We start from the raw sequence: 26,289 nt of genomic DNA on the forward strand, positions 1-26,289 counted from the left end.
TCAGACGAGAGATCCAAGGCTGAGGATAACCAACCTCCTGACACCAGCGCCTCTCGATCCCAACCTTGTACCTTGAACCTTACTTTGCTGCCAGGTAGTTGCCAATACCGACGACAATCGTCGAGGCAATCAACACGGCGATGCCCGCGAAAATCATCCGGTGCGCCGTTCGGCTCGTGCCTTTCCATTCGCGGAAATACAACGCCCACAGATTGCTGAACACGATGATGAACGCCATGTGAATCGTCCAACTGGAAAAATCGTAGCGCCCCATCCGCGTCGTGCCCATGCCGTAGAACATGAATTGTAGATACCACGTGATCCCTGCCAGCGCCGAAAACAGGTAATTCGCCGCGAGCGGAACGTCCGCGCGGCCATAATCGGGCAGCGTCCGGTTCCGCACGTTCAGGATCAGGCACCAGATCGCGTTTGTCGTGAACCCGCCTGCGAGAATCACAATGAACACCGGCGTATTTTTCCAGAGGTCCGGCGCGCCGTGCCGGACGGCCAACTCGGCAATCGGCTTGCCCGCCGCGATTGCAAACGCCATGCACGCGCTCATTACGCCCGCGAATATCGCCACCCACACGCCCTTGAGGAAGTTGAATTCGCTGACCGATGCGCGCTTGGCTTCGGGCGATAGTTCGCGTTCCTTCGCGAGACCCGCGCGCCCGCACACCGCGATTCCGCCCAAACAGACCGCCACGCCCGCGAGCGTCACCCAACCTGACAGCGCGCTCAACAACTCACCGAAGGTCCCCTGGAACAAGGGCGGAATAATCGTTCCGAATGCGGCGCAGAAACCCAATGCGAACGCGTATCCGAGCGACATGCCAAGGTAGCGCATCGAGAGTCCGAAGGTCAGCCCGCCCACGCCCCACAACACGCCGAAGAAGTACGCCCATGCGACGCTCGAAACCGGCGCTTGGCGGATTACCTGCCAAGGCGCAGGACACGTCAATGATGCGACCACCCACGGCGCGACGATCCAACTGAACACGCCGCCGACCAGCCAGTACGTTTCCCATGCCCAGCCGCGCACGCGCTTGTAAGGGATGTAGAAACTCCCCGCCGCCAAGCCGCCTATCGCGTGCAGGAATACTCCCAGGAACGGATTCGCATTCATGCCGTCATTCCCCGCCGTATTATTGCGTCGCGAGTATGGCCATCGCGCAGGTTCCTTGTCAAGAACCGTTCGCGCCTCATGGTGTCCGTTCGCAAGCCATGAAAAAAGGTATCCTTGGTTGTTCCGATCCCCGACGGCCACCCCCGTTTCGGGCATCGTTCTGGCGGATCCAATCAAAAAGATGGACTGGTGAGCGCGCAGAGCCGAAAAGATATTTGCCCTGGCGCCCGGCCTGGTCGCTCGGATATTTCATAAGGCTCAACTCCTCCCGTCGTGAAAAAAAGCCCCAGAAGGCCGCCTTGCCGAAAATCCGTTTCTGGTGTACACTTGGGTAACGGTAGAACGTTGGTCGTTCGACTCAAACTGGAAAAGGAAGTGTTTGTTGGCTGCACGTTGCGCGTTTCATATCCTATTGTTGACCGGCATGCTGGCTTTCATTGCACAAGGCGAGGAGTGTGAATCGTGCGGCGCGCCGGCCTTTCCCGAGGCACAGGCCTTTTTGAATGCAAAGGGTTATCCTGAAGATACTTACATGGTTCTCTTGGCATGGGCTGAAGCGGCGCGGTTGCGTCCCGGCACGCTCGTGACCGGATACCATTTGGCTCCCAAAACCGGCGGGACGCCCTTCGACCTGTACAGTGACGCGGCCGGCAACCTCTTGTCCGGCCAGGATCTTGCCGCCCTTGGAATTGCCCCGAAAAACTGGTCGTTTCCCCCTGTCGAACAGATGGAGGAAATCCCTCCCCCGCTGGCCAAGGCTTTGCCCGCGCGCCCCGTGCCATTGGGGTCGGAACCGTCCGCCGTCGTTGCATTGCCTGCCGTTGACATCGCGGCGCTGCAGGCGGAAGACGCGGAAAGGGCGAACGCTCCCGCGGGACGCAAGACGGCGCGGCGGGTGGGGATTGTGCGTGATTTGTCCGAGCCCATCCGGATCGAAGGAAATGTCGTGAATACCGGAATGTGGCGAACGACGGACGACGGCGGGTGGGTATGGGCCGTTACCATCGAATCGCCCGGAGCGCGCGCGCTGCGGCTTCGATTCACGGAACTGGCGGTTCCGGCGGGATGCCGGCTCATTGTTTACAATGCCCGCCATCCCAACGAGGTCTACGGCCCGTTTGATCGCTTCTATCCCGGCGACACGGACCTGTTCAGCGATTCGTGTTTCTCGGACGCGGTAACCGTCGAGTGTACCGTGGCGCCCGGAAACGAACCGGCCGGCCTTCGGATCGCCATCGAAAATGTTGTCCATACCTATGTTGATTTCGACGAACTTCCATGGGCCAAGGCGGAGGCGGGACCGTGCAATCTGGATGTTTCCTGTTATGAGGCTTGGGCCGTGACGGCGCGGGGAGCGGGGGGATTTTCCTTCATTTCCAGGCCGAACCAACTGCATTGTTCGGGAACGCTCATCGCCGACTTGCGCGAGGAATCCACAATTCCCTATTTTCTGACCGCTAATCACTGCGTCAGCGTGCAAAGCGGTACCAGCGGGGCGTCGAGCATGGAATTTTACTGGCTATACCAGACCGCTGCGTGCAACGGCGCCCGCCCAGCGATTGCCAGCACCCCGCGCACATCCGGCGGTGCGGATCTGCTGGCCACGGTCAATTCGAGCATGGGAACCGATTTTGCCCTTGTGCGACTGCGCAACGCGCCACCGGACGGGTTGTCGTATGCGGGCTGGACCACCACTCCGCCCCCCATAGGAACCGAAGTCGTGGCCATCCATCACCCGCGCGGCGATTTCAAACGCATCAGTTTCGGCCGGCTATCCGACGCCGGCAGTCCTCAGCAAGGCGGAGATCCCGTCAAGCCTTATGAATACTTTCATGAGTCCCTGTGGCATGACGGCACAACAGAAGGCGGTTCTTCCGGCTGTCCGCTCATGCGGGCCGACACCCACCAGATAATCGGCCAACTCTGGGGGGGGTATGCGTCATGCACCTATACGGATGAACCCGATTATTTCGGGCGATTCGACAAAACCTTTCCGCTGATCGCCGCATGGATGAACCAGGTGGACTCTCCGCTCGACGTAAACGGATCCGGCGAGATCAATATCGTGGACGTTCAGTTGGTGGTCAACGCCCTGCTCGGCATGCCGATTGTCCACAATGCCGACGTGGATAGTTCGGGAAAGGTGGATGCAACGGATCTGCAAATGGTCATTCTTGCCGTGCTCAATGGCGGATAACGAAAAACACATTCACTACATGAAGCACGAAGTGAAATAGATGGACGAAATGAACAAAGGAGTCGGCCGCCGCCTTGCATGGCGATCCACAGCGCTTATTCTCGGCGTGTTACTGGCGGCCTTGCCGTCATCCGCTTCCGAACCATGCGTGGACTGCGGCGAACCCGCTTTTCCGGAGGCATCGGCACGGCTGGCGATGCTGGGCTACCCGCCCGATCGCTTCACTGTCCTCATGGCATGGGAGGAAACGGCGCCCGCCGATCGCCGGCAGATGCTGGACGGTTATCATGTCCTGCCCAAGGACGGTGGACCAGCCTTCGACCTGTACCTTGACGCAACCGGCCGTATCGTTGAAGAGCCGCGTCTGGCCGCATTGGGCATCGCGCCGAAAAACTGGGAACTGAAACCGCGTGAAACGTCCATGAACCTGCGCGTTCCCGACGCCAAGAAGTCGCCGGATACCCCTGTTCCAAAAGCCGTTTCCCCTTCCGCCACGGTAACGCTGCCGGCCATCGATCGCGATGCCATCGAAGCGGAGGATGCCCATAGTTCCGGCGACACCCGAAAAAGCCTTACGCGAATCGGCGTGTTTCAGGAAATTGCGCCGCCCATTCGTTTGACGGGGAACGAATCCACGCACGGCGAATGGCAGGTCCTTCCCGATGGATCGCGTGCATGGTCCGCGGAATTGCGTTCGGAAGGAGCGGTGGGACTTCGTGTCCATTTTTCGCGCCTCATGATGCCCGAAGGCGCAGAGACGATCATCTATAACGCCGAAATGCCCTCCGAAGCCTACGGCCCCTACACAAGGCCGCACGCCGGTGAAAACGATATCTGGGCGGCCTCCTGTTTCGGTAATCGCATCGTTGTCGAATGTCGCGTGCCAGCCGGCGCGCCGACGACCGTCCTGTCGCTTCTCATTGACAAGGTCATTTACATCTACCGGGGATTCGACGCACTGCCTTGGGCCAAGGCCGGCGCCTGCAATCTCGATGTCACCTGTTATCCGGCATGGGCCGGCGCAGCACGGGCCGTAGGCGGAATCGGAAGCATCGGAGACATCGGTTATGTCTGGTGCACGGGGAGCCTGATCGCGGACACCGACCCCACGACCGACATCCCCTATTTCATTACCGCGAACCATTGCGTCGGCGCCCAAGAGGGATTCCGCGGCGCATCGTCCATCGAAGTGTATTGGCTGTATCAGACGTCTACCTGCGACGGTTTGCCGCCGCCCGCCTCGTCGGTTCCGCGCACGACGGGCGGCGCCGACTACCTGGCCGGATCCCCCGGAAATGCGACCTTTGGCGGCGGAAACGATTTCACCCTGCTGCGCCTGCGCAACCAGCCGCCCGGCGGCCTCGCCTACCTCGGATGGAGCATCATGGCCCAGCCGCTTCAGAGGCCCGTCACCTGCATTCACCATCCCACCGGCAGTTTCAAGCGAATTTCGTTCGCTTCGCTCACCAACACCGACAACAATTTCCCCTCCCTTTTTTATGAAGTGCTGTACTCGCTCGGAACGACCGAACACGGCTCGTCGGGGTGTCCGCTCATGCTTACCGAGACGGGACAGTTCATCGGACAACTCTGGGGAGGCGGCGCATCCTGCACAAACATGAACTTCCCCGATTATTACGGGCGTTTCGACGTGACGTTTCCGATCGTCCGAAACTATCTGGATCCGGCGCCAAATATCCCGTTCGCAGACTTCAGCGAGGCGGAGTATATCGCGGGCGAAGCCGCCGGCAGCGTCCTTGTCGAAGTGCGCATCAGCCTGCCGCCGGGCGCGCCGGCCAGCGTCGAGTATGCCACCGCAGACGGCACGGCCGTCGCCGGACGGGATTACACGCCCGTGGCCGGAACGCTGGTATTCGAGGGAACGATCCAGTCAAAAACGTTTTCCGTCCCCATTTACGACAACACGCACACCGAACCGGATCGGACATTTCGGCTGATTCTATCCAACCCTTCCGGCTGCGAACTCCCCCCCACGGGCAACAATCCGGCCACCATCACGATCCTCGACGACGACCTCGACAACGACGGGGACGGCCTGTCGGATTACGATGAAATCCATGCCGTGTACGGTTATGTCACGGATCCGTTCAATCCCGACACCGATGGCGACGGCTATACCGATTACGAGGAAATCATGGGGTTGATCCACGGGATCAAAAGCGATCCGACCCAATTCACGGCCATTCCCGCCTTGTCGGTCCCCTATTTTACGATGAGGTCCGGCCCTTGCCCGCGGCGATGAACAGTTGCTCAAGATAGCCGCGGGCAAAATCGTAAATCCTCGGACACTTGCTCGCGCGCGGTCCCGCCACGTTCAGCACACGTATCTTCTCGTCGGCAATCCATGCAACCGCTTCCGCGACGGTCGGATTTTCAGCGAGATCGACCACCAGGCACGGCCGGCCATGCCGCCGCGCCATGAAAACCGTATACCCTGTTCCTTCGCTCGGCGGACCCCATGTCAGCACCAGCGTGCCATCCGAATCGCGCACATTCCATTCCGTTCGCTCCTCGTATTGCGAAGAAGGGGTTTCGACAAGGGGATAAACGGGAGAAATGACGCCGTCTTCCGCGAGCCGTCCGCGCGGACACCATCCCCCGCATGGAATGTCCAGCCGGATCGCCATATCCAAGGCCGCGCGATCCACGCCTGTCTGCCCGCCTGAAATCACGCGCGCGATCATAATGCGGCGGCGATGTCCGCGATGCTCGCATCAAGCGAATAGTGCGGCCGGTAGCCCAAATCGCGCGCGGCTTTTGCGATACAGATGTCCCATGCGATATCGTCGTCCGGATCGGGATTACCCGAAAATTCGATCTTGGATTTCGATTGAACGGCGCGAATGCACCGCTCCGCCAGCTCGCGATTGGTCACGGATTCGTTTCCGGCGATGAAGTATACGCCGGAAGCGGCGCGCCCGATACACGCCTCGACCGCGCGCGCAATATCGCGCACATCAACATAATTCTGCCTGCGCGTTCCTTTTCCGTTGAGAAGCAGCGGCTCGTTCATGCGCGCCTTCGACAGAAAAAGGGGCAGTATGCGGTTCCTTGGCATGCGGGGGCCGATGGGAGCGGTCACGCGCAACAGCGCCGCCGGCATGCCGGAAAGGGCGCAGACGTGTTCGCCAAAAAGTTTGGAGGCGGCATAGACGGTCTGCGGATCAACCGGGTGCGTTTCGTCAATGGGCACATGGCACGGACGCCCGATGACCGCCACGCTGGAAAGATACACGAAACATTTCGCTTCCCATCGCGCGGCCAGCGTAACCACCTGCTGAGTTCCAAGGCAATTCGTAAGCGCAACCGACGGATCGTCGTTGCGCATGCCCAGCGACGCCGCCGAATGGACGACCGCCGCGCAGGGCGGAATCGCGTCCATAACCCGTTGTGAAAAATCAGGCGCGGATATGTCAGCGGGGACGGTTGGCCCGTCGGCGGTTGCCGGTTTCCGGCTCAGCCCGAAAACCTCATGGCCCTGCCCCGCCAAATGCGCCGCCACGGCTTCGCCAATCAGGCCGGTCGAACCCGTTACGAGAATTCGCATGGCCGTATTCCATAGTTTTCGATTTGTCGAAGGAAACGCCCGGGCGCATCGAGCATTCCCGCCTGACGTAACTGTTCGCATCCGTCCGGATCCACGTACATTTCATTCCAGTAACGGATCATGACGCCGCGTGTCACGACCGGCAACTCCCGCGCCGGTTCTCCGAGCACATAATGCCGCAACGCCGCCTCGACCTCGTTGAATCCCATTCGAGCGCGCACCGGCGTCGTGCCGGAAAAACGAATGTTGAGTTCAAAACAAACCGCCTGCTCCGCGTGCATGCGCATCTGGATGTTGCACGGTCCCATCGGACGCAGTTGTTCCGCAATGCGAACCGCGGTGTCGCGCACGTCCGGAAAAAGCCCCGCCTCGGCGAAAGCCGTCGTGCCTTCATGCAATTCCCGCCGCATCACGATACACCCCCGGACGCGCCCGTCCCGGTCGCAAAAGCAGCCGGCCGTATATTCCTCCGCGTCGTTGCCGATGTACTGTTGGACAAGATAGTCCGGATTTCCAGCCACGAGCGCCAGCCCCGCCTCGTTTTCGATGCGGAGAAGCCCCCGGCACCCGCCGCCGCCCCGCGGTTTCGCCAGCAACGGGTAGCCATGCGCTTCCGCGAGGGCGCGAACCGCCGCCACATCATCCGATTTCGCATAGGCCGCACAGGGAAACCCGTGCGCGTCGAGCCACTGGCATGTCAGCAATTTGTCGTCGCCGACGCGGTACGTGTCCGGGTCGCTCACGAGACAGACGGCGCCCGTTTCGGCGTGAACACGCGGGGCCAGTTGCGCCAGCGCGGGCAGAATGGCTTCCGCGCCCGTCAGCACGGCATCCACCCGCTCTTTGCGGCAGAGCTCGATCAGCCAATCGGCAAAGTGCGGTTCGCGTGCATACGGCGCGAGATAGGCGCGATCAACGGTGTAGAGGCCGAGCTTATGAGGTCCGACGTCCGCCCCGACGACGCGGCAGCGAAGCCGGCTCAGCGCCAGCGCCTTCAGTATCCCTTCGCTGACGTTGCCGCCCACGGCCAGCGCCAGAACGGTCAGCAACCTTTCCTTCACGCGATTTCTCCTCCGGCTCGACGATTTCCTTGACGATGAAATAGGGTTTGTTCTGCGCCTCGATATAGATGCGGCTCATGTATTCGCACATCAGGCCCGTCGCGATCATCTGCACACCCGCCAGCGTGAAAAACAGCGCCGTCACGGTGACCATCTGGTTGAAATCGCCATAAATGAGCCGCTTGGCGAAAATTAGACCGCCCATGCCGAACCCCACCAGCGACAACAACCACCCCACCAGTCCGATGAACTTGATCGGCGCCGTCGTGACGCTTGCAATCATGTCGAAATTCAGGCGAAGCAGCGTCCAGAGACTGTACTTGCTCTCCCCGCCCGCGCGTTCGCAATGCGCCACCTGTACCTCGGCGATCCGCACACCCAACCATACGATTTCCGCCGGCACATACCGGGAATGATGCGAAAACCGAACCATCTGATCAATCACTTCGCGCCGATAACCTTTCAATCCGCAACCCAGATCCCGCAGATGAATACCCGTTGACCACGACACGATGGCGTTCATGATTTTCGAGGCGTACCGCCGGAACATCGAATCCCGCCGGATTTCCCGCCAACCCTGCACCACGTCGAAGCCCTCGTCGAGCTTGGCTATCAACTTGGCTAGTTCTTCGGGCGGATTCTGCAAATCCGAATCAATGGACAGGACCAGACGTCCCCGAACATTCGAAAAACCGGCGTACATCGCCGGCGTCTGGCCGAAATTGCGCATCAGTTTCACAATGCGAAGCCGTGGTTCGTCCCGTTGCAATTCCTCGAGCAACGCCACGCTGCCGTCGGAACTGCCATCGTCCACCGCCACGATCTCGAACGATCGGTTCAGTTTCTCAAGAGCCGCAGCGGTCCGGCCGATTACCTCGCGAAGATTCGGCTCCTCATTGTAAACGGGTATTACGACCGATATATCCGGGGTTTCCATTGTCAACGTCGTTCCTCCAAGCGCTCCGGCGCCACACGCGTTACTTTAGAGCAGAACCGGCGCGGGATGCAAAGGACCTTCGCGTCCCACGGCGACAGGCGATGCCGGCGGCCCCGCAAAACGGCTTGAACCGGAGTGAATACCCTCAAACAAAAGTACGGGCGATCCGCGGTATGATTCCCCATCCGCAAACCGGTATAATAAATACACCATGGTTCAAGTTGATTTGGGAGCAAACCCATGACATCGAATGCGGCGAATTTTCTGGCTCTGATCTATGCGCCCCTGATGTGGGCGATGGTCGCGATCACGGGCGTGCTGGGTTTCATCGGCGTGTTTGCGCCGGGACGCCTGCGCGCTTCCATACGCCTGTTTACCCGAAAACGCTGGGCGCGTCTGCTGGGAGTCCTCCTCATGATAATCGGCGCGGAAATGTTTCTCCGGGCGCCCGCAACGGCCCTTCCGCTGCTGGTCAAATCGCTGGGCGTTTTTCTTTTCGTGGACGGCGGAGTGCGCCTCGTAATCCCGACCGTCAATATCATAATTGCCGAGTGGTGCATCGCCCACGGCGACCATTGGCACCGCGTGCTCGGCATGGCCTGTTTCGTCTTCACCTTTTTGTTCTACCACGCGACCCGGCTTCCCCTGCCGATCGCCACCTGAAATCCATTGACGATTCCGGGCGCTTTTGATATGCTTGGGATGGATAGCAAACAGGTTTTCCCTGCTGTGTTCGAGTTGGCGAGTAACTTTGTTCCTTACTATTGAACTGGGCATCCAATATTTGAGTAGTCTACGACAGGCCTCCCGGGCCAAGCCCGGCGTGGAAGCCGGACGACTACCGTGAGGACGCCCCCTTGGTGGGCAAGGTTCAATAAGTTCCTCAGCCTACGGCATAAGCGGGGATTTTTTCCGCCACGGGACCTTTCACCGGCCGCTTGAGGATCCATATCCATACCTTGCTTCAGAAGTGGCAAACACGTTATGCCAAGCTATGTGCATGGGAGGAATCCAAATAGAGGAGACCTTCGCGTTCTACCGCCTTCCGCTGCAACACCATAAGCACATGAAGCCGCCCTATATGCTCGAGTGGGTCAACGAGGCGATCAAGCGGCGAACCCACGTCGTGCGGATCTTTTCTAACGCGGTTCAGCCGCCTTAGGTTCAACTGCCTCGATGCGGCTTAGAAACGGAGCACCTCATGCCCCTTTTTGCAGAACTTGAAACATGTGACTAGAGTTGATTTATGCTAGCTGAGAAATCATGATCACCGACCTTGAACGATTCATCGCGTGCATGGAGTATCGGCCCTGCGACCGGCGGCCCAATCATGAGTTGGGCGTTTGGCCGCAGACAGTGGACCGTTGGCGTGCGGAAGCGCCGGACGCCATCGCGGATTTCCGATGGGATTGGTTCGTAGACGAACCGGCGATCGGCCTCGACCGGCGCGAATATATCAATGTCAACTACGGACTCATTCCGCACTTCGAACCGGTGGTCATCGAGGAGACCGACAAATATATTACCGCCCGTAACCATATCGGCGTCGTGACGAAGGCGCTCAAAGAGGGCAGCGTGGGCGGCGGGCGCATGTGCATGGACCAGTATCTCGAATTTCCTGTCCAGGAGCCGAAGGATTTCGTGGACATCAAACGCCGTCTTATCGCGGCCATCCCGGAACGCTATCCGGCGGACCTCGACGATCAGATCGCGCGATGGCGCACGCGCGACTTCCCACTCGTACTCGGCCGCAACTGCGCGGCCAACGGGTTCTATTGGCGCGCGCGCGAATTCATGGGCACCGAGGCGCTCTCGACGGCCTTCTACGAATACCCGGATCTCATGCACGAGATGATGGAGTTCTACGCCGACCTGATCATCGAAACCAGCCGGCCCGTGTTGGAAAAAATCCAGGTCGAGTATTTTGTGCTGAACGAGGACTTCGCGATGAAGAGCGGGCCGCTGATTGGCCCAAACATCTTCCGCGAGTTCATCTTCCCGCACCTGAAACGCATGGTCGAATTCTTCCGCGCACACGGCACGCGCTATTTCGCGGTGGATTCGGACGGCGACCCGACGGTTTTGATCCCGCACCTGATGGACGCGGGTGTGGATACCCTCTGGCCGATCGAACGCGCGTCGAACGTCAGCCCGATGCAATGGCGAAGGCAATTCGGCAAGAGCCTTCGTCTTTGGGGCGGCGTGGACAAGCGCGAACTTGCCAAAGGTCCCGAGGCGATTCGAGCCCATCTCCGCGAGTTCATCCCGCTCATCGAAGAAGGCGGTTTCATTCCCACCGTGGATCACACGGTGCCGCCTGATGTCTCATGGGATAATTTCAGGTATTACATGGACGCGAAGACGCTTCTGCTTTCCGGAAAATTGTAACGGAACGGCCCCGAACGATAAGTCGCGCCATAAGCCGTATTTTCCCATCAGGTCCTTGATGGATGGACAGGTCTTGGGCGGCATGCCCAGTCTTTGGGTTTGCCATCCAAAACAAATCCCGGCAAGGGGCTGGAAGCCTTCTGCTTATTGTGAATGGCGCCGCACTCTCCGGCCTTTTCTTCCGCGTTGGCTGCGTGGTATCGTGCCGTGGCGTGGATGGCGCGGACAAGGAGCGGACATGTCGTTGGTGGTGTTGGCGGCGGCGAGTTGGATTGCCGGCAACCGGTTGTTGCGCTCGATTCGGATGCAGGGCATCGAGCCGCTGGCCTTACGTTTACTCGTGGGAATGAGTTTGTGTTCCGCGGTCGTGGCGGGGCTGGGCGCAGTGTCGCTCGACGCCGCGCGTTTTCTGCTCAATGCCTTTGCGCTTGCCGGTCTTGGCTATCACTTGTACCTCTACAAGGCGGCAGAGGGGACCGATACGCCGCGCGAACGCCTCGACGCGGTCGAAAAACTGTCCCTGCTCGCCGTCCTGTCTGCCGCGTGCTTAGCCCTGTTCGGGGCGCTGGCGCCGGCGACAAGCTGGGATGCATGCGTCGCGCATCTGGCTTTGGCCAAGGATTATACCCGCGAGGGGCGGATCCTGTTCGTGCCGGGCAACGAATACACGGCCTATCCGCATTTGCTGCATGTCCTGTATGCCTGTGTGTTTGCGCAGGATGGCGAACGGGGCGCGATGCTGCTGGGCTGGCTCATGGGCCTGCTGGCCTGCGCGGCCGCGTATATGCTGGGCGCGCGAGTCGAGAGCCGCCGCTGTGGACTGATTGCCGCCGCGATTCTGGCCACCGCGCCCATCTTCATCGATCAAGCGGGAACCGTGTCCATTGATTTGGCCTTCTGCGCTTTTGCCGTCGGCGCTATGGCGGCGCTCGCGGCATGGTTCAAGGAGCGCGAAGCAGCCGCGCCGTGGTTGCTCCTCGCGGGCTGGCTTGCGGGAAGTTCCTGCGGCATTCGCCATACGGGTTATCTGGTGTGTGTGCTTTTGTCGCTGGGCGTGTTGCTGGGCGCGCGCGAACGCCGTTTTCGTTCGTTTGTCCTGTTTGTGGGCATTTCTGTGCTGGCTGCGTCGCCCTGGCTGCTTCGCAGCGGACTGATCACCGGCAATCCGTTTTATCCCCTATTCATTTCATGGTTCGGAGCGGGTTCGATTCCGCATTGGCCGGTGGGCTTTATGGCTCCGCACCCGTCGCTCGACGGGTTCAGCCTGCGCCAATTTCTCATGTTTCCCTGGGATATCGTCATGCGGCCTTACTTGTTCGACGGTTGGTCGAAATCGCCCGGGGGGCTGGTGGTTCTGCTCGGTGTGCCCGGTCTTTTGGTGGGCGGCCAACGGGCGCGCATCCTGGCGCTGTACGCGCTTTCGGGCATCATGTGCTTCTTCTTTTTCGAGCGTTATGCGCGGTACGTTCTGCCGTTCCTCATTCCGATGATGGTGGTGGCGGGCATCGCCGCATGCCGGCTTGGCAGGCTGCGCCGTGTGGTCGCCGCCGTGCTTGCGGCGTCGTTCGTGTTCGGTCTCGTGTTACAGGCGGCTGCTGTCCATTTCAAGGCGCCGGTCGTGCTGGGACGCGAGACGCGGCAGGCGTATTTGACCGCGCGTGTGGAGCGGTATCCCGCTTTCGAATGGGTGAACCGGCATATTCCAATCGGCGACACCATCCTCACGTTCGACCGCCGGTCGTATTTCTTCGACGGGCGCACGTATCAGAACGATGCGCCGTTGCGTGCGTTGTTCGGCCAGCCTGTCGAGGCGCAGGCGGCCTGGCTGGCCGCGCAGGGCATCAAATGGATCTTCATTCCGGCCACCTATATCGCCCAGGCGCCGGGCTACAAGGACGGGTATCGCGACATGATCGCCGGCTGGCGGAGCGAGAAACGCTTCTTCCGTTCCGCGCAAGTGATCGAAATGCCCAATCCGCGGACCGGAAAACTGGAAACCGTGGAAGTCTACTATGTGAATTACGCAAATCCGACGACGGGAAACTGAGTCATGTCCGTCCGGAAAACGTTGATACACAATACCGCGTTCAACACGGCGGGCCGCCTGTGGGAAGCGGCCTGCAATATCGCGCTGGCGGCGTATGTCGTTCCCTGCCTCGGCGTTTCGGCGTGGGGATTGTGGGCGATGTTGAGCGTATTCACGGGATATGTCGCGCTCTTCGATGTGGGGCTGGGCAGCGGGTTCGCCAAGTTTATCGCTGAACACGCCGCGCACAAGGACCGCGGCCGGATTTCATCCGTTGTCAGCGTGGGTTTTTTCTTTTACCTCGTGCTGGGCCTTGTGCTGGTGTGCGCGGGCTGGTGGTGTATCGATCCGGCCGTGGCGCTGTTCCGGCGACTGGGCGCGCAAGCCGTGGACGACGCCTTTCTTTCGGATGTCCGCGTCCTATTGCGATGGGGGTTGGTGCTGTTTGCCGCGTCGAATTGCCTGTCGGCGTTCAGCGCCGTGCAGACTGGACTGCAGCGCATGGACGTCGCGAATCTGATCGGTTTCGCGGCCTCCTTGCTCAAAGTGACCGGCGCCGTCTACTGGGTGCATGCGGGACACGGCGTGCGGGGATTGCTGTATGCGAGTTTTTTGGCGTTCGGTTTCCATGCGGCGGCCAGCGTGATTGCCGCATTTCTGCTCGTGCCGGGATTGCGGGTGTCGCCCCGGCATATTTCAGGGACAGAATTCCGCGCGCTGGCGTCGTTCGGCTGGAAAACCCAGGTTTCACGGTTGTCGAACGTGATTTCCTTCGAAACCGACAAACTGATCGTGGGGCTTTTCTACCGCCAGTTCGGCATGATCGGCGTTTACCGCATCGGCGAGGAACTCGCCGGCAAGATGCGCCAGATGCCCGCCCTGCTGGTGAGCGCGATCATGCCCGCGGCGTCTGACTTGGACGCGCGGGACGACCGCGAGCGGATCACGCGCTTGTACCTTGTGTCGTCGAAATATCTCGCGGCGGCCACGCTGCCGATCGGGGTCTACTGCGTGGCCGCATCGGGCATGTTGATCCGGACATGGATGGGTCCGGCGGTGCCGCATCTTGAAACAGCGGCATGGATCAACCGCATCCTGGCCATCGGCTATCTCGCGAACGTGTTGCCCGGGGCAGGCGTCAGCATCGCGCTGGGCAAAGGCCGCCCCGATTTGCAAATGAAGGCCGGCATCATTGCCATGATCACGAATGTCGCGTTTACCTTGGCGCTGGTTTTTCCGTTCGGATTGTACGGCGTCGCGATGGGCACCGCGTTGTCCATGTTCGCCGCGTGTGCATGGTTCCTGCGCGCCATGGAGCCGGTCGGCGGCATACGAGCAGGCGAGTTGATGCGCAAGACGCTTGCATGGCCCGCGCTGGCCTGCCTTCCCGGATTCGCCTTTTGCCTCGCGGGCGAGTTTTGGTCTGCCGGCGGCAGCCGCTGGTTGAACGCGGCGGCGGCGCTGGGCGGCGCAATCGTGTTTTTTTCGAGTTATGCGCTGATACTGTTCCGCGTCCCCTATTTCGATCGTTTCGACCACGACGTGTTGCGATCGCTGCCGATTGCCGGCCGTATGTATGGGAGATTCCACGGATGATCGGCGTATGGCTGCGGCGATATGCCGAAAAGGACGGACGCGGCTACCCGGATTGGGCGATGCGGTACGCGCCCATTGTCCGCCGGCTGCGCCGAATCCGTCCGGCCGTGCCGTGCATTGTGGAGATCGGCGCGAATGCAAATGGTTTCGCGCGATTTGCGCGGAGACCCGTCATCGCCGTTGACCGCGAGCCTGTCCATTTGCGCGAGGCGCGCGCCGCGCAGTCCATCTTTGCGGTGGCCGCCGATGCGTGCGCGCTGCCCTTTGCCGCGGGAAGCGCGGATGTATGCGTCTGCGTGGATACACTCGAACATCTGCCCTCCGAATCCCGCGCGGAGGCCCTTCGCGAAATGGTCCGCATCACGGCGCACGACGGCGTGGCCGTCGTTGCGTTTCCATCCGGCGGGGCCGCCGCGCGCGTGGAAGCGGACATCCGCGCCGCGTACCGAAAGTTGACCGGCGCGACGATCCCGTGGCTCGAACAGCATGCCGCGCTTGGACTGCCCGACACCGGATCCGTGCGCGCTAATCTCGCGGAATGCGCGCCCAATCGCCGAATTGCGGTTGAAGCGAATACGCCGGTGTGCGTGTGGCGCTGGATGTGGCGCATACTGCTGTGCGGATGGCCCGGACGAGGCAACGCGTTGTTTCAAGCGCTGTTGCGGTTGTTGACGCCCGTCCTGACGCGCTGGCACGCGGGAACGTGTTATCGGAGTGTACTCTGGCTGGAACCGGAGACAGATCGGGATTAGGTCATGCCGCGCATGGACGACGAACGAGTCAGTGTCGTGATTCCTTCCTGGAATGGGAAGGAATTGCTGGCGGAATGCCTCAAGTCGCTGAACATGCAGACCTACCGCAGTTACGGCGTCACGGTCGTGGACGACGGATCGTCGGACGATACCGACGCGATGCTCCGCTGGCATTTTCCGGAAGTCCGACGCATTCGTTTCAAGGAAAACCGGGGATTTTGTGTCGCGGTCAACGAGGGTATCCGTCAAACGGACGGCGATCTGATCCTGCTAATCAACAACGATGTGACCGTCGCCCCGCATTTTATTTCACGGCTCGTCGAGGCCGCCGAAACGTCGAACGCGGCGATGTTCGCACCGCTGATCCTCTGGCGCGACAGCCCGACGATCGTCTATGCGGCAGGCGATTTACAGCGCGCGGGGGGGCGCCCGGAATCGGCCGGTTTTCGTGTCCCGCTGGACGGTTTCCGATTTCCGCAAACGATATTCGGCGTGACGGCGGCGGCGGCCTTGTACCGGCGAACGTTGTTCGATGCCGTCGGACTCTTCGACCCGGTTTTCGGCGCCTATTTTTCGGACAGCGATCTCTGTTTCCGTGCGCGTCTGGCGGGATTCGATGCCCGGTTCGTGCGCGAGGCCATCGCGTACCACGTCGGTTCGGCCAGCCTCGGAAGCAGCACGCTCAAGCGCACGCGAGAATGTTATGTCAACCATGCGCTGTTGATCGCGAAAGACATGCCCGCGCCCCTGATCGCTCGGCATTTCCCCGCCATTGCGTGGGAGCGACTGCACCAGGCGCGCAGGCTTTTTTCCGCCACGCGAAACGACCACGGAGCCGTCGGCGCCGTCCGATCGCTGGCCGCGGCATGGCTAGACCTGATCCGAAAACTACCGCACGCCCTCCGTGAACGCCGTAAAATTCAGCGGGCGCGCAAAATACCCCTCCGCCGGCTTGAGAAAATGCTCGTGAAATGAAGGGGCGGGCGCCTGGATTCAGTACAACCCGAAGTGGCTGTTTTCAAGCAGCACGCCGGCGTCGTTCACGATGGGAAAATCGCCCGGATAACGGATGAACGCCGCGTGGCCGTCCATATACAGCACGTTGCATCCGCCCGGAACGTGATTGAAGACGGCCCCGCCGCCCGTGCTGGCCGCGTTGGCGAACGAACCGTAGGTGTCCCACATGACCGGCAGGATGCTCTGGGCCTGTGCGGAGGCCGCGGGGTTGTTGATGTCCGTGATAAAAAACCGCTCGATGCCCTCCCGCAGTTTCAATACCTTGTTGCCGCCGCCCGAACCGTCGGCCTTCGTCCGATCAACATTCGACGGCCATGTGCCTTCATCCAAGGCGATATCGTTTCCGAAATCCTTGAGACGCACCGATCCCACGCCGCTCACAATGGCGACCTGGGCATACGGCGCCCGAGCCCCCATCGCGCCCCACACGCCGTAGTACTCCCTGATGTTCACGCAGGCATATCCTTTGTAAACGTAGGATCGCCCCAGCAGGCCGCACAAAAAATAGTCCTCCGAAACGCGGTCGCCCGCCGCGCGCGCCGCGTTTATCCAATCCGGAAACCCCCCCGAATCGGGCAGGCGTGCGGCCACGTATTGTCCCGCCCCGTCGTTGCCGGAATCCGAAGGACACTTCGACACGTTCAAGTCCGACAAATATTCGGGGTAGATGGAAGCCGCGCGCGCTGCGCTGAAAATCGTCATCCCGTTCATGAACATGTTGACGTAAGGCGAGCAGGCGGGGAATGCCTGTCCTTGGCTTTCGCCCGAATACATTTTGTACACGATGCCGAACTGCTTGAGATTGTTCTGGCACGACGACCGGCGCGCGGCCTCGCGGGCTCGCGCCAGCGCCGGCAACAGAATAGCCGCCAGAATGCCGATGATGGCAATGACCACGAGCAGTTCGATGAGGGTGAAGCCTTTTTGATGCACACGATTCATGGCGTGATTCCTTTTTGATCGGTATTACGATTATAAAAATAATAATACCACAGCGTCCGGGGAAATGCAAACACATTCCGAGGAATGATGAAGGGACAAAGCGGGCTTATCCGGTTTACGGGAAATCCCGTCAGCCTTCCCGTGCGGGTGCGCGCACACGATCCACGAATGGGGAAGAACCGGATAAACAAGAATGAATTCCATGACGTCGAATATATTCCAGCGCAACACGCCCGTCGTGCTTTTCGTGGTTTGCCCGGAAGGCGGATCCCGGGTTGGGTTTTTGCCGATTTGGGGTGTTTTTTGATGTTGCGTTGCTTATGAGTCAATGCACTATACTGGCAACGCACAAAGAGAAAGGCACCCCCATGGAACGTTTGAGTGTTGTTTTCGCCGGTCTGCTACTGGTCGTTTCGTTGGCGGCCCATGCGGTGAAACCGTCTGAGATACCCGATCCGGATGTTGAATATGGCCCGCCGGGCGGATTGCCCATGCCGAAGACGATCCTGTTTTCGGCCAGTCCCGACCAAATTGCGGCGGATGCGGAAGAATGGTCGAAGCGCGGGATAAACGCGTTCTTCCTGGATCAGGTGGCCCGCGACTGGTCGAGCGATATTTGGGCGACGGACAAAGAACCGTGGACAATCGGCGCGTCGGATGCGACATTTCAGAAATCGAAGGAGGCCGCCGCGGTCTGCCGCCGGATCGGTTCCGAATTGTTTCTCAAGATTGCGTTTGACCGGCATTTCGAATGGTTCAACGATACGCAATGGCAGAAAATAAACCATAATTTCCGGCAGTTCGCCATTTTTGCGCGCGACGCGGGTTGCCACGGCATCGCGTTGGATATCGAGTACGTGGGGGATCAATATTCGTTCGGGTGGGAAGGCTACGACTACAAGGGGTATTCGCGCGAGGATTTGGTGCTGAAGGTTCGCGATCGCCTGCGTACGGCTGTGGCCGGGATGTACGACGAGTTTCCGGACATGATTTTTCTGACGTTTCCGGATTGCGGTTTCAGCCTGGGCAGCGCGATTCAAACGGCGTGGATCGAAGAAGCCGCTCTGCGCAATGCGCCGGGCGGCGTTCATTACTGCACCGAACACACCTACCGCAATCCGAACATCCGCGAAATGTTTGCCTATATATGGACGATCAACCACTTTTTCCGCCATACCTTGAGCAATCGCGCCTACCGCTATTGGCTGGAACAGTGCAGCATCGCGCCGGGCATCTGGCCGTTCGGATTCAATTACGAGAGCGTCCACGAACCCGGCATGACCCGCGACGCGTTCCGGCAGGGTTTTGCCGCGTCGCTCATGCTGGGCCGCCGCTACAACTGGATTTACAGCCACAACTGCTATGAACAACTGGTTGGCCGCCAACTCGACCTGTGCCGCAATCCCGCGGAAGTCGAAACGTATTTGAAAGTTCTTACGGACCGTGAAATCGTCACAACGCCGAAATACCTGAATCTGGCGCAGGAACTGCGCGAGATGCGTTTGCGCGACTATTCGGGCGAGTTGGGTTTCGAGCCGTTCGCCGCGTGCATGGGGCCGGACGACACCCCCGCGCTTCAGGTTGTCCCGAAGGATTCGATGGGCGGGTCCGCCTCCGATGTGCTTTGGGACATGGCCTGCCGTCATTTCCGTGGCGAGGCCATCAGTTTTCGCCGCTTTTTCGGCACGCAGACCGATTGGATGGTGATAGGGCCGTTTCCAAGCGCGGAGAAATTACAAGGGCACAATGTCGCATTTCCGCCCGAGCAAGAGATTGATTTGAAAGCCGAGTACGACGGTGTGGACGGCAAAGTCCGCTGGCGGGAATACAAGGCGTCGGCGGATCGCGCCAGCGTTGATTTTACCAAGGTGTTCAACCCAACGGAGAATGTCTGCGCCTATGCCCTTTGTTACGTCACAAGCCCCGTGGAGCGGGAGGCGCAAATTCGCGCGGGCACGAACGACGCCGGGAAGATCTGGCTGGGCGGCAAACTGGTGCTGGATTATCCCGAGGAAGGCGGCGCGATCCTCGACCGCGACATCATTCCCATTGTCTTGCCGTCCGGGAAGACGCCGATTCTGGTCAAGGTGTGCAACGGCGTCAACAATTGGGGTTTCGTGTTCCGGATTACCGACAGGACCGGAAACCCCATTCCGGATCTACGATTCGGTCTTGTGAAGGAGTAGTCCGGAATGGATCGCAGGCGTCGTCCACGGGCCACGCGCGGCGTGCGGCTGGCCGTAACCGTCCTCTTGGCCGCCATCGCGGGGATTATCGGGCTGATTGTCTATGCGAGGCGGAACCAGGCGCCGGAACGCGCGAAGGTTGCGGCCGTACTTGCGGAAGCCGGGCAACGGGCGGCCGCGATCCGGGCCGCCTTGGAAGAAAAACGCAAGAACTTTCCGCCTGAATCCGCGCGTCCCCCGGCCTTGATGGGCAAACGAGGCGTTGAATCTCAAATCCTTTTACGGACGGCGCGGGGAATGATTGACAATGACGGCGTTATGTCGCAGATCGTGCTGGATGAATTGCGCATGCAACTGGAGCCTTTTCGGATCGGCAACCGTTTGACGCCACTCCTGGCGTCCCTCGATCCCGCGGCGAACACACCCGAACAGGTTGCCGAACGATTTACCGATTATTTGCGCACAAACAAGGAATTGAAGGAGATCGAACAAGGGATCGAAAACGGTCTGTATGACGAACTGACCATACCGGACCCCCATATCTTTCTAAGCCTGGAGACCAGTTCGACCGTTGCCTTTTTCGCGGCCCGCGCATTGGCCGACGCGAACTCGGGCGCTCTTGAAAATGCCGTCAATACATGCGTGTGTCTTTACCGGCTCGGCGAACTGGTTGGATCGAGCCGATTATGCCAGGGCATTGCCAAGAAAGCCCAGATCAATGCCGACACCGACAAGGTGGTTTGGCGGATTGCCGACAGGGCGCCGCTTTCCCCGGACGATGAGAATCGCCTCACCGCCGAAATCGGCAAGCGGCTTTCCTGGACGCCGTTGATCGAAAGTCTCCGCTATACGGCGGCATTCATGGAATCCGGCCAACTGTGGGGGCGGCCACGCCAGGATCCGTTCGATGCGTTTTTCCGAGGACGTTATGGCCGGGGTTCGATGCAACTGGCCGAGGCCATGATTCGCCTGTTGGAGAATCCGTCCGCCGACACTCCGCGCCTTCTGGCCGAATTGCCGAACCAAGCGGGACGCAACGGACACGGTCACCCTTTTATTCGGCTGGCCTATGAAACGGCCTATAAACTGCACGCCAAAGACATTGCGCGCGCCAAGGCCATGTATCTTGGGTTCATCCTCAAGGCATGGAAACGCGGGCATGGCGCGTATCCAACCTCACTGGACGAACTCGATCCCAAACCGGCTCCAGAAACATGGCATGACGTTTCGACCGGAGTACTTCTCAATTACGAAAGAACTCCCGAAGGCGGCTTCACGATTTGGATCGAGGGACAGGCGGCCGCCCATGATTCGGGGCCCGGCAAGGGAATGCCGCCTGCGTCCGCACCCGATGGCAAGCGGGAAATCGGGTGGGAAGCGCGAAACTGAATGGCCCTTTCACAATGACCCGATTACGCATCGGGCAAAGGAGAACGACATTGAATCCGCCAAACGAATCGAAACTGGCCATTGACGGCGGCGAACCGGTCGCGCGCGAACCGTTTCCATCGGGCATGCTCGGACCGGCGGCCATCGGCGAGGAAGAAGTGGAGGCCGTTGCATCGGTCGTGCGTTCGCAACGGATCTTCCGCTTTCTCGATCATGAAAACTCGCATTGCACGCGGCTCGAACGTCTGTTCGCGGAAATGACGGGATGTCCGCATGCCTTGGCCGTCGGCGGCGGCACGGCGGCGCTGATTTGCGGCCTGATCGGCATCGGCGTCGGCGAAGGCGACGAAGTCATCGTTCCCGGTTACACTTACATTGCCAGCGCGTCGGCCATTCTCATTTGCAATGCCGTGCCGGTCATTGCGGAAATTGACGAGAGCCTGACCATGGACCCGGACGGCATCGAACGCCTGATCACGCCGCGCACCAAGGCCGTCATGCCGGTCCACATGCGCGGAATTCCCTGCGATATGGACCGCATCATGGCGGTCGCCGCGAAACACGGCCTGCGCGTCATCGAAGACTGCGCGCAGGCCTGCGGCGGAAGTTACAAGGGACGCCGCCTGGGTTCGATCGGCCATGCGGGCTGTTTCAGCCTCCAGCAGTACAAGGTCATCACGGCGGGCGAGGGCGGCATGGTCGTGACGCGCGATCGAACCATTTTCGAGCGGGCCGCCATCCGGCACGATTCGGCCATGTGTTTCTGGAATCCGGACGACACCACTTCCGGCCCGTTTCCCGGCGAGAATTTCCGGATGAACGAGATGGAAGGCGCGCTCGGCTGTGTCCAGTTCGGACGCCTGGAGGGCATCCTTGCGCGGACACGCGAACTCTACAAGCGCATTCATGCCGGCATTGCGGATTGTCCGGGCATCCAACCGCACCGCACGAACGATCCCGAAGGCGATTGCGGCATTTCCGTCGCCGTGCTCCTTGAAAACGGCGCGCGCGCCAAATGGTTTGCGGAAGCCCTACGCGCAGAGGGCATTCCCGCGGGAAGCATGTACGATCAGGGCATTCCCGACCGACACATCTACCGATTCTGGGAATACGTCATGGAAAAACGGTCCGCGGACGCGCACGGGCGGCCCTGGACCTCGCCGCTGCACGATGGATCGCGCGCATACCACCCCGATATGTGCCCGCGCACGCTCGACATTCTCGGACGGACCGTCATTATCGGATTGTCGCAAACCTACGGAGACCAACACGCCGATTACATCATCGAGGCGATTCGCAAGGTGGCGAAAGGGTAACCGGCGGTACGCATCACGCGGCAGGGACGGCGTCCTCGCCGACCGCAGTAGTTTCTCCATTTCGGGCCGAAAGGTCGTAGATATGGTAGCCCAGGGCAACGCTTTGAAAAATAAGACATTCTCTGAATTTGCGATCTGAAAGAGCAAAGCAATGTGTTCAAGCGACCGCGGCCATCGCGGTTAGGCCCTTTCAAACATCAATTCAACATGGAAAATGTGGAAACTCCAAAGACAGGCTGGACAGCCTGTCCCACGTTGGCGTGATTTTGAAAAAAACCGGCTGGACAGCCAGTCCCACGTTGGCGTGGTTTTGAAGAAAGACAGGCTGGACAGCCAGTCCTACGTTGGCGTGGTTTTGAAGAAAGACAGGCTGGACAGCCAGTCCCACGTTGGCGTGTTTAGGCGTGAGGGTGGGCGCCGCGATACACTTCCCGAATACGTTCGATGCTGACGTGGGTGTAGATTTGCGTGCTCGACAGGCTTTCGTGGCCGAGCATTTCCTGCACGACGCGCAGGTCCGCGCCGGCATCGAGCATGTGAGTCGCAAAGGTGTGCCGGAGCGTATGGGGCGACACATCGCGGCGGTTGGGCAACGCCAGAAGGGCGTACCGCTCGATAATGCGCTGGATGCTGCGGGTTGTCAGCATCCCCCCGCGGGCATTCACGAACAATCCGTCATGGGCGGGCGCGCCGAGTTCGGCGCGAACAGCCAAATAACCGCCTATCGCCTTTACCGCGAAAGATCCCAAATGCGCGATGCGTTCTTTGCGCCGCTTGCCGAAAACTGTCATCAAGCCGTTGGCTAGATCGAGGGAGGCCAGACGCAGGCCGGCGCATTCGGCGGCCCGGATTCCACTGGAATAGAGCGTTTCCAGTATGGCGCGGTCCCGCAGGCCGAGCGGTTCGGAACAGTCGGGCGCTTCAATCAGCGCGGTCACTTCCGGAATGCTAAGGACATCAGGGAGGTTGCGTGGGAGCCGCGGCGGCTTGACGGCTTGGGCTGGGCTGTCGTCGAGAATGCCTTCCCGGACGTAAAACTTGTATGCCGATCGGATGGCCGCCAATTTGCGGGCCGAGGTGCGCGCACTGCCGCCGGTCGTGCGGACATGCGCCAAAAATGCGCGCACTTCGTTGCGTGTCGCCTTTCGTAGGGCGTCGAGCGAAGGATCGGGACGCGGTTGTTCTTCGGTGCGCCGGAAGGCTTCCGCGCCGTTCATCACGAAATCGCAGAACTGCGCAAGGTCGTTGAAGTAGGCCCGAATCGTGTGTGCGGAGAATCCCCGCTCGATTTCGAGATGGGCGGTAAACGCATGAATGTCATTGTCCTGCATCATGGCGGTTTCACGTTATTACTTTCGCGGGAAACAATGCAATATAATGGGGTTGTCCTTTTTTCGCGTGTGAAGGAGAACGCATGAAAACCATCGGGATTGGCATCATAGGCACGGGCGGATGGGGCGCGATGCATGCGCGGACGTATGCGGCGACGCCGGGGGTGTCGGTGCGGGCCGTCGCGGACGTGGCCCCGGCGAGGGCCGAGGCGCTGGCCGGGGCGTGCGGGGCAAGGGCCTACGGCGATTATCGCGACTTGCTGGCGGACCCGGACGTGGAGGCCGTGTCCGTGGTGACGCCGGATTTCGCGCACGAGGAAATTCTGATCGCCGCGGCGAAAGCCGGAAAACATATTCTCGCCGAGAAGCCCCTGGCCATGACGGTCGAGGCCTGCGAACGGATTGTCGCCGGGGCGGATCGCGCCGGCGTGCTGCTGATGGTGGATTTCCATGCGCGGTGGAGTCCGCCGCTCTGCAAGATGCACGAGGCCGTCCGCCAAGGCGAGATCGGCGATCCGCGCCATGTGTATTACCGCCTGAACGACCGGATCTATGTGCCGACGGAAATGTTGTCGTGGGCCGGAAGAACGTCCGTGCTGTGGTTTGTCGGCAGCCATGCGATTGACACCGTCCGCTGGCTGATCGGCGATGAAGTCTGCCGCGTGTACGGCATTTCACGATCCGGCGTGTTGAGCGGACGCGGCATCCCAACCCCTGACTTTTATTTTTCGACGCTCGAATTCCGGTCCGGCGCGGTGGCCGTGATCGAAAATTCATGGATCCTGCCGAACTCGGCGCCGAACCTCGTGGACGTGAAATGCGAACTGGTCGGAACGAAAGGCGCGCTTTACATGGATGCCACCCATAACCGCGCGCTGGAGAAATACACGGAATCGGACGCGGGCTACCCCGATCTCTTTGTCATGCCGACGATCCACGGACGCCAGCAGGGCTTTGCCGCTGAAAGCATCCGGCACTTTGTCGAATGCGTCCGCGAGGGAAGGACGCCGATGGTCACCGGGGCCGACGGCACAATCGCCACGAAAATCATTTGCGCCCTGGAGGAATCCATCCGTGCCGGCCGGCCGGTGGATCTGGAATAGCGCCGGAATTTCGGCACAAAACGGGAGGAATCGGGCCATGCTTCGGTTTGCGGTAACGGGCATCGGATGCGTATTGCTCGCGGCTTCGTTCGCGGCCTTCGCGGAATTGCAGGAGGTGCGGACCGGCGGATTGCTGCGCATTCGCGGCATCTACCAGGGCGGTCTGATTCCGAACAGCGACAACTTCGTCGCGCAACGAACCCGGCTGCACGCGCATGCGGTTTTCAGCGAGAACGTGTCCGCCTTCATTGAATTCGACGCCTATAACGCATGGGGCGAGGATTTCCGATCCGATTATCTCGCAGGATTGGATCGGCGTCCCGCGGACGGAAACGGCGTCAACGTGTATCAGGCCTACGTCAACATCGAAGAGATCGCCGGCACGCCGCTCCACTTGCGTCTCGGACGCCAAGAGATCGTTCTGGGCGACGGCTGGCTCATCGGCAACAACGAGGACAAACTCGCGTTTACGGGCTTGTCCTTCGACGCCGCGCATCTCACGTACGTTACGGAGAAAGTGACGGCCGGCGCGTTGTATGCCCGGCTGGCGCAAGGTCCGCCGATGGGCGCCGAAGGCAGCGTTGACCTGTACTCGGCCTATGTGAACTACACGCCCGGCGACCCGTTCTCGCTGCTGGGTTACTGGATATTCATCCACGACGCGTTCCAGCCCGCGCCGGGTTTCGACACGACGAATCTGCACACGATTGGATTCAACGCGAGCGGCGAGACGGGCCGTTTCGACTATACCGCCGAAGCGGCGTATCAATTCGGGGAGGCGGAACGCGCCGGATTTGATTTCGATGATTCCAATGCCTCCTTTGATAATTGGGCCGCAACCGCCGAGGTCGGATATACCTTCGAGGGCGCATGGGAGCCGCGCCTGTCGCTTGGCGCGGACTATTTCGGCGGAGAAGACCGCCGCGACGAGCCGGGGCGCGCAAGCGTCAGTTTCAACCGCCTTTTTTCCAATGTGGAATACGTTTACCTGGACAGCACCGAATTGAGCAATTGCTGGCTGATCCATGCAGGTGTCGAAGCCGCCCCCTTGGAGAAATGGACGATTTCGGCCACGCTGTACCATCTGGAGGCGGTGGATAATGGCGTGTCGGGCAGCGGCGATCTGGGATGGGAAACGGGGCTCCTGGCGACCTATGAATATTCAAAGGATCTCGCGTTCGAGATGGCATGGTATCACTGGTTCCGAGGCAGCGGAGTCGAGGACGGCCTCTTGGCCGTCGGCAATGGTTTCGACACGACGGATGGCTGCTATGCGGATCATGTGGATTATTTCTATATCGAGGCGAAAGTGACTTTTTAGCGTTCTCGGTGTCCGGCATGAACGAGGATATGT

The 26,289-nt window shown here is 60.2% G+C and carries 20 protein-coding genes, 1 other RNA gene and 1 pseudogene; 15 read left to right on the forward strand and 7 right to left on the reverse strand.

Annotation, left to right across the window (positions count from 1 at the left end; genetic code table 11):
* Positions 1–79: 79 nt before the first annotated feature.
* The gene (gene rhaT, locus P5540_02875; protein ID HRT63745.1) at positions 80–1,126 is read right to left on the reverse strand and encodes an L-rhamnose/proton symporter RhaT; all 1,047 of its coding nucleotides are present in this window, start codon (positions 1,124–1,126) and stop codon (positions 80–82) included.
* A gap of 382 nt (positions 1,127–1,508) precedes the next feature.
* Here rhaT and P5540_02880 point away from each other — a divergent pair, with 382 nt between their 5' ends.
* A complete protein-coding gene (locus tag P5540_02880) occupies positions 1,509–3,323 on the forward strand; it encodes a trypsin-like peptidase domain-containing protein (protein HRT63746.1) in 1,815 nt (604 codons plus the stop codon).
* Positions 3,324–3,372: 49 nt separating this feature from the next.
* Positions 3,373–5,586 (forward strand): Calx-beta domain-containing protein, encoded by a 2,214-nt coding sequence (locus P5540_02885; GenBank protein ID HRT63747.1) that lies wholly within the window; start codon positions 3,373–3,375, stop codon positions 5,584–5,586.
* Here the strand turns inward: P5540_02885 and P5540_02890 are convergent.
* Genes P5540_02890 through P5540_02905 form a run of 4 tightly spaced genes read right to left on the reverse strand, consistent with a single transcriptional unit; the run spans position 5,552 to position 8,889 of the window.
* Positions 5,552–6,028: a putative molybdenum carrier protein gene (locus P5540_02890; GenBank protein HRT63748.1), complete on the reverse strand. Its 477-nt coding sequence runs from the start codon at positions 6,026–6,028 to the stop codon at positions 5,552–5,554. The two genes, P5540_02885 and P5540_02890, sit on opposite strands and share 35 nt — an antisense overlap.
* Complete coding sequence (locus tag P5540_02895) at positions 6,025–6,891, reverse strand: NAD(P)-dependent oxidoreductase (GenBank protein ID HRT63749.1); 867 nt, start codon at positions 6,889–6,891, stop codon at positions 6,025–6,027. The genes P5540_02890 and P5540_02895 overlap by 4 nt, the downstream gene beginning before the upstream one ends.
* A complete protein-coding gene (locus tag P5540_02900; protein HRT63750.1) occupies positions 6,876–7,916 on the reverse strand; it encodes an ATP-grasp domain-containing protein in 1,041 nt (346 codons plus the stop codon). The genes P5540_02895 and P5540_02900 overlap by 16 nt, the downstream gene beginning before the upstream one ends.
* On the reverse strand, positions 7,825–8,889 hold the full coding sequence (locus tag P5540_02905) for a glycosyltransferase (GenBank protein ID HRT63751.1): 1,065 nt from the start codon (positions 8,887–8,889) through the stop codon (positions 7,825–7,827). The genes P5540_02900 and P5540_02905 overlap by 92 nt, the downstream gene beginning before the upstream one ends.
* Positions 8,890–9,129: 240 nt before the next feature.
* On the opposite strand from P5540_02905, the gene P5540_02910 reads away from it, so the two are divergent.
* From P5540_02910 to P5540_02945, 8 genes and pseudogenes are all read left to right on the forward strand, one after another.
* On the forward strand, positions 9,130–9,552 hold the full coding sequence (locus P5540_02910) for a hypothetical protein (protein ID HRT63752.1): 423 nt from the start codon (positions 9,130–9,132) through the stop codon (positions 9,550–9,552).
* Positions 9,553–9,607: 55 nt separating this feature from the next.
* A non-coding RNA gene (ssrS, locus tag P5540_02915) (6S RNA) lies at positions 9,608–9,799 on the forward strand.
* A 40-nt stretch (positions 9,800–9,839) separates the two neighbouring features.
* Positions 9,840–10,033, forward strand: a pseudogene (locus tag P5540_02920) (transposase).
* Positions 10,034–10,152: 119 nt separating this feature from the next.
* Positions 10,153–11,277, forward strand: a complete 1,125-nt coding sequence (locus P5540_02925; protein HRT63753.1) for a uroporphyrinogen decarboxylase family protein — start codon at positions 10,153–10,155, stop codon at positions 11,275–11,277.
* Positions 11,278–11,515: 238 nt separating this feature from the next.
* The gene (locus tag P5540_02930; protein ID HRT63754.1) at positions 11,516–13,324 is read left to right on the forward strand and encodes a glycosyltransferase family 39 protein; all 1,809 of its coding nucleotides are present in this window, start codon (positions 11,516–11,518) and stop codon (positions 13,322–13,324) included.
* A 3-nt stretch (positions 13,325–13,327) separates the two neighbouring features.
* A complete protein-coding gene (locus P5540_02935) occupies positions 13,328–14,899 on the forward strand; it encodes an oligosaccharide flippase family protein (protein ID HRT63755.1) in 1,572 nt (523 codons plus the stop codon).
* Complete coding sequence (locus tag P5540_02940; GenBank protein HRT63756.1) at positions 14,896–15,651, forward strand: class I SAM-dependent methyltransferase; 756 nt, start codon at positions 14,896–14,898, stop codon at positions 15,649–15,651. The genes P5540_02935 and P5540_02940 overlap by 4 nt, the downstream gene beginning before the upstream one ends.
* Before the next feature lie 3 nt (positions 15,652–15,654).
* Positions 15,655–16,626 carry a glycosyltransferase family 2 protein gene (locus P5540_02945; protein HRT63757.1) on the forward strand — a complete coding sequence of 324 codons (972 nt, stop codon included), beginning with the start codon at positions 15,655–15,657 and terminating at the stop codon, positions 16,624–16,626.
* A gap of 18 nt (positions 16,627–16,644) precedes the next feature.
* Here the strand turns inward: P5540_02945 and P5540_02950 are convergent, their stop codons facing one another.
* Positions 16,645–17,601 (reverse strand): DUF1559 domain-containing protein, encoded by a 957-nt coding sequence (locus P5540_02950; protein ID HRT63758.1) that lies wholly within the window; start codon positions 17,599–17,601, stop codon positions 16,645–16,647.
* A 377-nt stretch (positions 17,602–17,978) separates the two neighbouring features.
* Here P5540_02950 and P5540_02955 point away from each other — a divergent pair, with 377 nt between their 5' ends.
* The 3 genes from P5540_02955 to P5540_02965 are packed head-to-tail and all read left to right on the forward strand — an operon-like array spanning position 17,979 to position 22,501.
* Positions 17,979–19,796 carry a hypothetical protein gene (locus tag P5540_02955; GenBank protein ID HRT63759.1) on the forward strand — a complete coding sequence of 606 codons (1,818 nt, stop codon included), beginning with the start codon at positions 17,979–17,981 and terminating at the stop codon, positions 19,794–19,796.
* A 6-nt stretch (positions 19,797–19,802) separates the two neighbouring features.
* The gene (locus tag P5540_02960) at positions 19,803–21,185 is read left to right on the forward strand and encodes a hypothetical protein (GenBank protein HRT63760.1); all 1,383 of its coding nucleotides are present in this window, start codon (positions 19,803–19,805) and stop codon (positions 21,183–21,185) included.
* A gap of 50 nt (positions 21,186–21,235) precedes the next feature.
* Positions 21,236–22,501, forward strand: a complete 1,266-nt coding sequence (locus P5540_02965; GenBank protein HRT63761.1) for a DegT/DnrJ/EryC1/StrS family aminotransferase — start codon at positions 21,236–21,238, stop codon at positions 22,499–22,501.
* Between the two features lie 398 nt (positions 22,502–22,899).
* On the opposite strand, the gene P5540_02970 is transcribed toward P5540_02965, so the two are convergent.
* On the reverse strand, positions 22,900–23,835 hold the full coding sequence (locus P5540_02970) for a tyrosine recombinase (protein HRT63762.1): 936 nt from the start codon (positions 23,833–23,835) through the stop codon (positions 22,900–22,902).
* Positions 23,836–23,915: 80 nt separating this feature from the next.
* Between P5540_02970 and P5540_02975 the strand changes: the two genes are divergently transcribed.
* A complete protein-coding gene (locus tag P5540_02975) occupies positions 23,916–24,935 on the forward strand; it encodes a Gfo/Idh/MocA family oxidoreductase (protein HRT63763.1) in 1,020 nt (339 codons plus the stop codon).
* 37 nt (positions 24,936–24,972) lie between these two features.
* Entirely contained in the window at positions 24,973–26,256 is a 1,284-nt protein-coding gene (locus tag P5540_02980) for an alginate export family protein (protein HRT63764.1), read from the forward strand.
* The last annotated feature ends 33 nt before the right edge of the window (positions 26,257–26,289 follow it).

Source organism: Candidatus Hydrogenedentota bacterium, from assembly GCA_035450225.1.
Classification (GTDB): Bacteria; Hydrogenedentota; Hydrogenedentia; order Hydrogenedentales; family SLHB01; genus DSVR01.

What these genes read in the sequence shown, in the direction of transcription:
- rhaT (HRT63745.1), bottom strand. Translation starts at nt 1,126, where the DNA reads ATGAATGCGAATCCGTTCCTGGGAGTATTCCTGCACGCGATAGGCGGC.
- P5540_02885 (HRT63747.1), top strand. Translation starts at nt 3,373, where the DNA reads ATGAACAAAGGAGTCGGCCGCCGCCTTGCATGGCGATCCACAGCGCTT.
- P5540_02890 (HRT63748.1), bottom strand. Translation starts at nt 6,028, where the DNA reads ATGATCGCGCGCGTGATTTCAGGCGGGCAGACAGGCGTGGATCGCGCG.
- P5540_02895 (HRT63749.1), bottom strand. Translation starts at nt 6,891, where the DNA reads ATGCGAATTCTCGTAACGGGTTCGACCGGCCTGATTGGCGAAGCCGTG.
- P5540_02905 (HRT63751.1), bottom strand. Translation starts at nt 8,889, where the DNA reads ATGGAAACCCCGGATATATCGGTCGTAATACCCGTTTACAATGAGGAG.
- P5540_02910 (HRT63752.1), top strand. Translation starts at nt 9,130, where the DNA reads ATGACATCGAATGCGGCGAATTTTCTGGCTCTGATCTATGCGCCCCTG.
- P5540_02925 (HRT63753.1), top strand. Translation starts at nt 10,153, where the DNA reads ATGATCACCGACCTTGAACGATTCATCGCGTGCATGGAGTATCGGCCC.
- P5540_02930 (HRT63754.1), top strand. Translation starts at nt 11,516, where the DNA reads ATGTCGTTGGTGGTGTTGGCGGCGGCGAGTTGGATTGCCGGCAACCGG.
- P5540_02935 (HRT63755.1), top strand. Translation starts at nt 13,328, where the DNA reads ATGTCCGTCCGGAAAACGTTGATACACAATACCGCGTTCAACACGGCG.
- P5540_02940 (HRT63756.1), top strand. Translation starts at nt 14,896, where the DNA reads ATGATCGGCGTATGGCTGCGGCGATATGCCGAAAAGGACGGACGCGGC.
- P5540_02945 (HRT63757.1), top strand. Translation starts at nt 15,655, where the DNA reads ATGCCGCGCATGGACGACGAACGAGTCAGTGTCGTGATTCCTTCCTGG.
- P5540_02955 (HRT63759.1), top strand. Translation starts at nt 17,979, where the DNA reads ATGGAACGTTTGAGTGTTGTTTTCGCCGGTCTGCTACTGGTCGTTTCG.
- P5540_02960 (HRT63760.1), top strand. Translation starts at nt 19,803, where the DNA reads ATGGATCGCAGGCGTCGTCCACGGGCCACGCGCGGCGTGCGGCTGGCC.
- P5540_02970 (HRT63762.1), bottom strand. Translation starts at nt 23,835, where the DNA reads ATGATGCAGGACAATGACATTCATGCGTTTACCGCCCATCTCGAAATC.
- P5540_02975 (HRT63763.1), top strand. Translation starts at nt 23,916, where the DNA reads ATGAAAACCATCGGGATTGGCATCATAGGCACGGGCGGATGGGGCGCG.
- P5540_02980 (HRT63764.1), top strand. Translation starts at nt 24,973, where the DNA reads ATGCTTCGGTTTGCGGTAACGGGCATCGGATGCGTATTGCTCGCGGCT.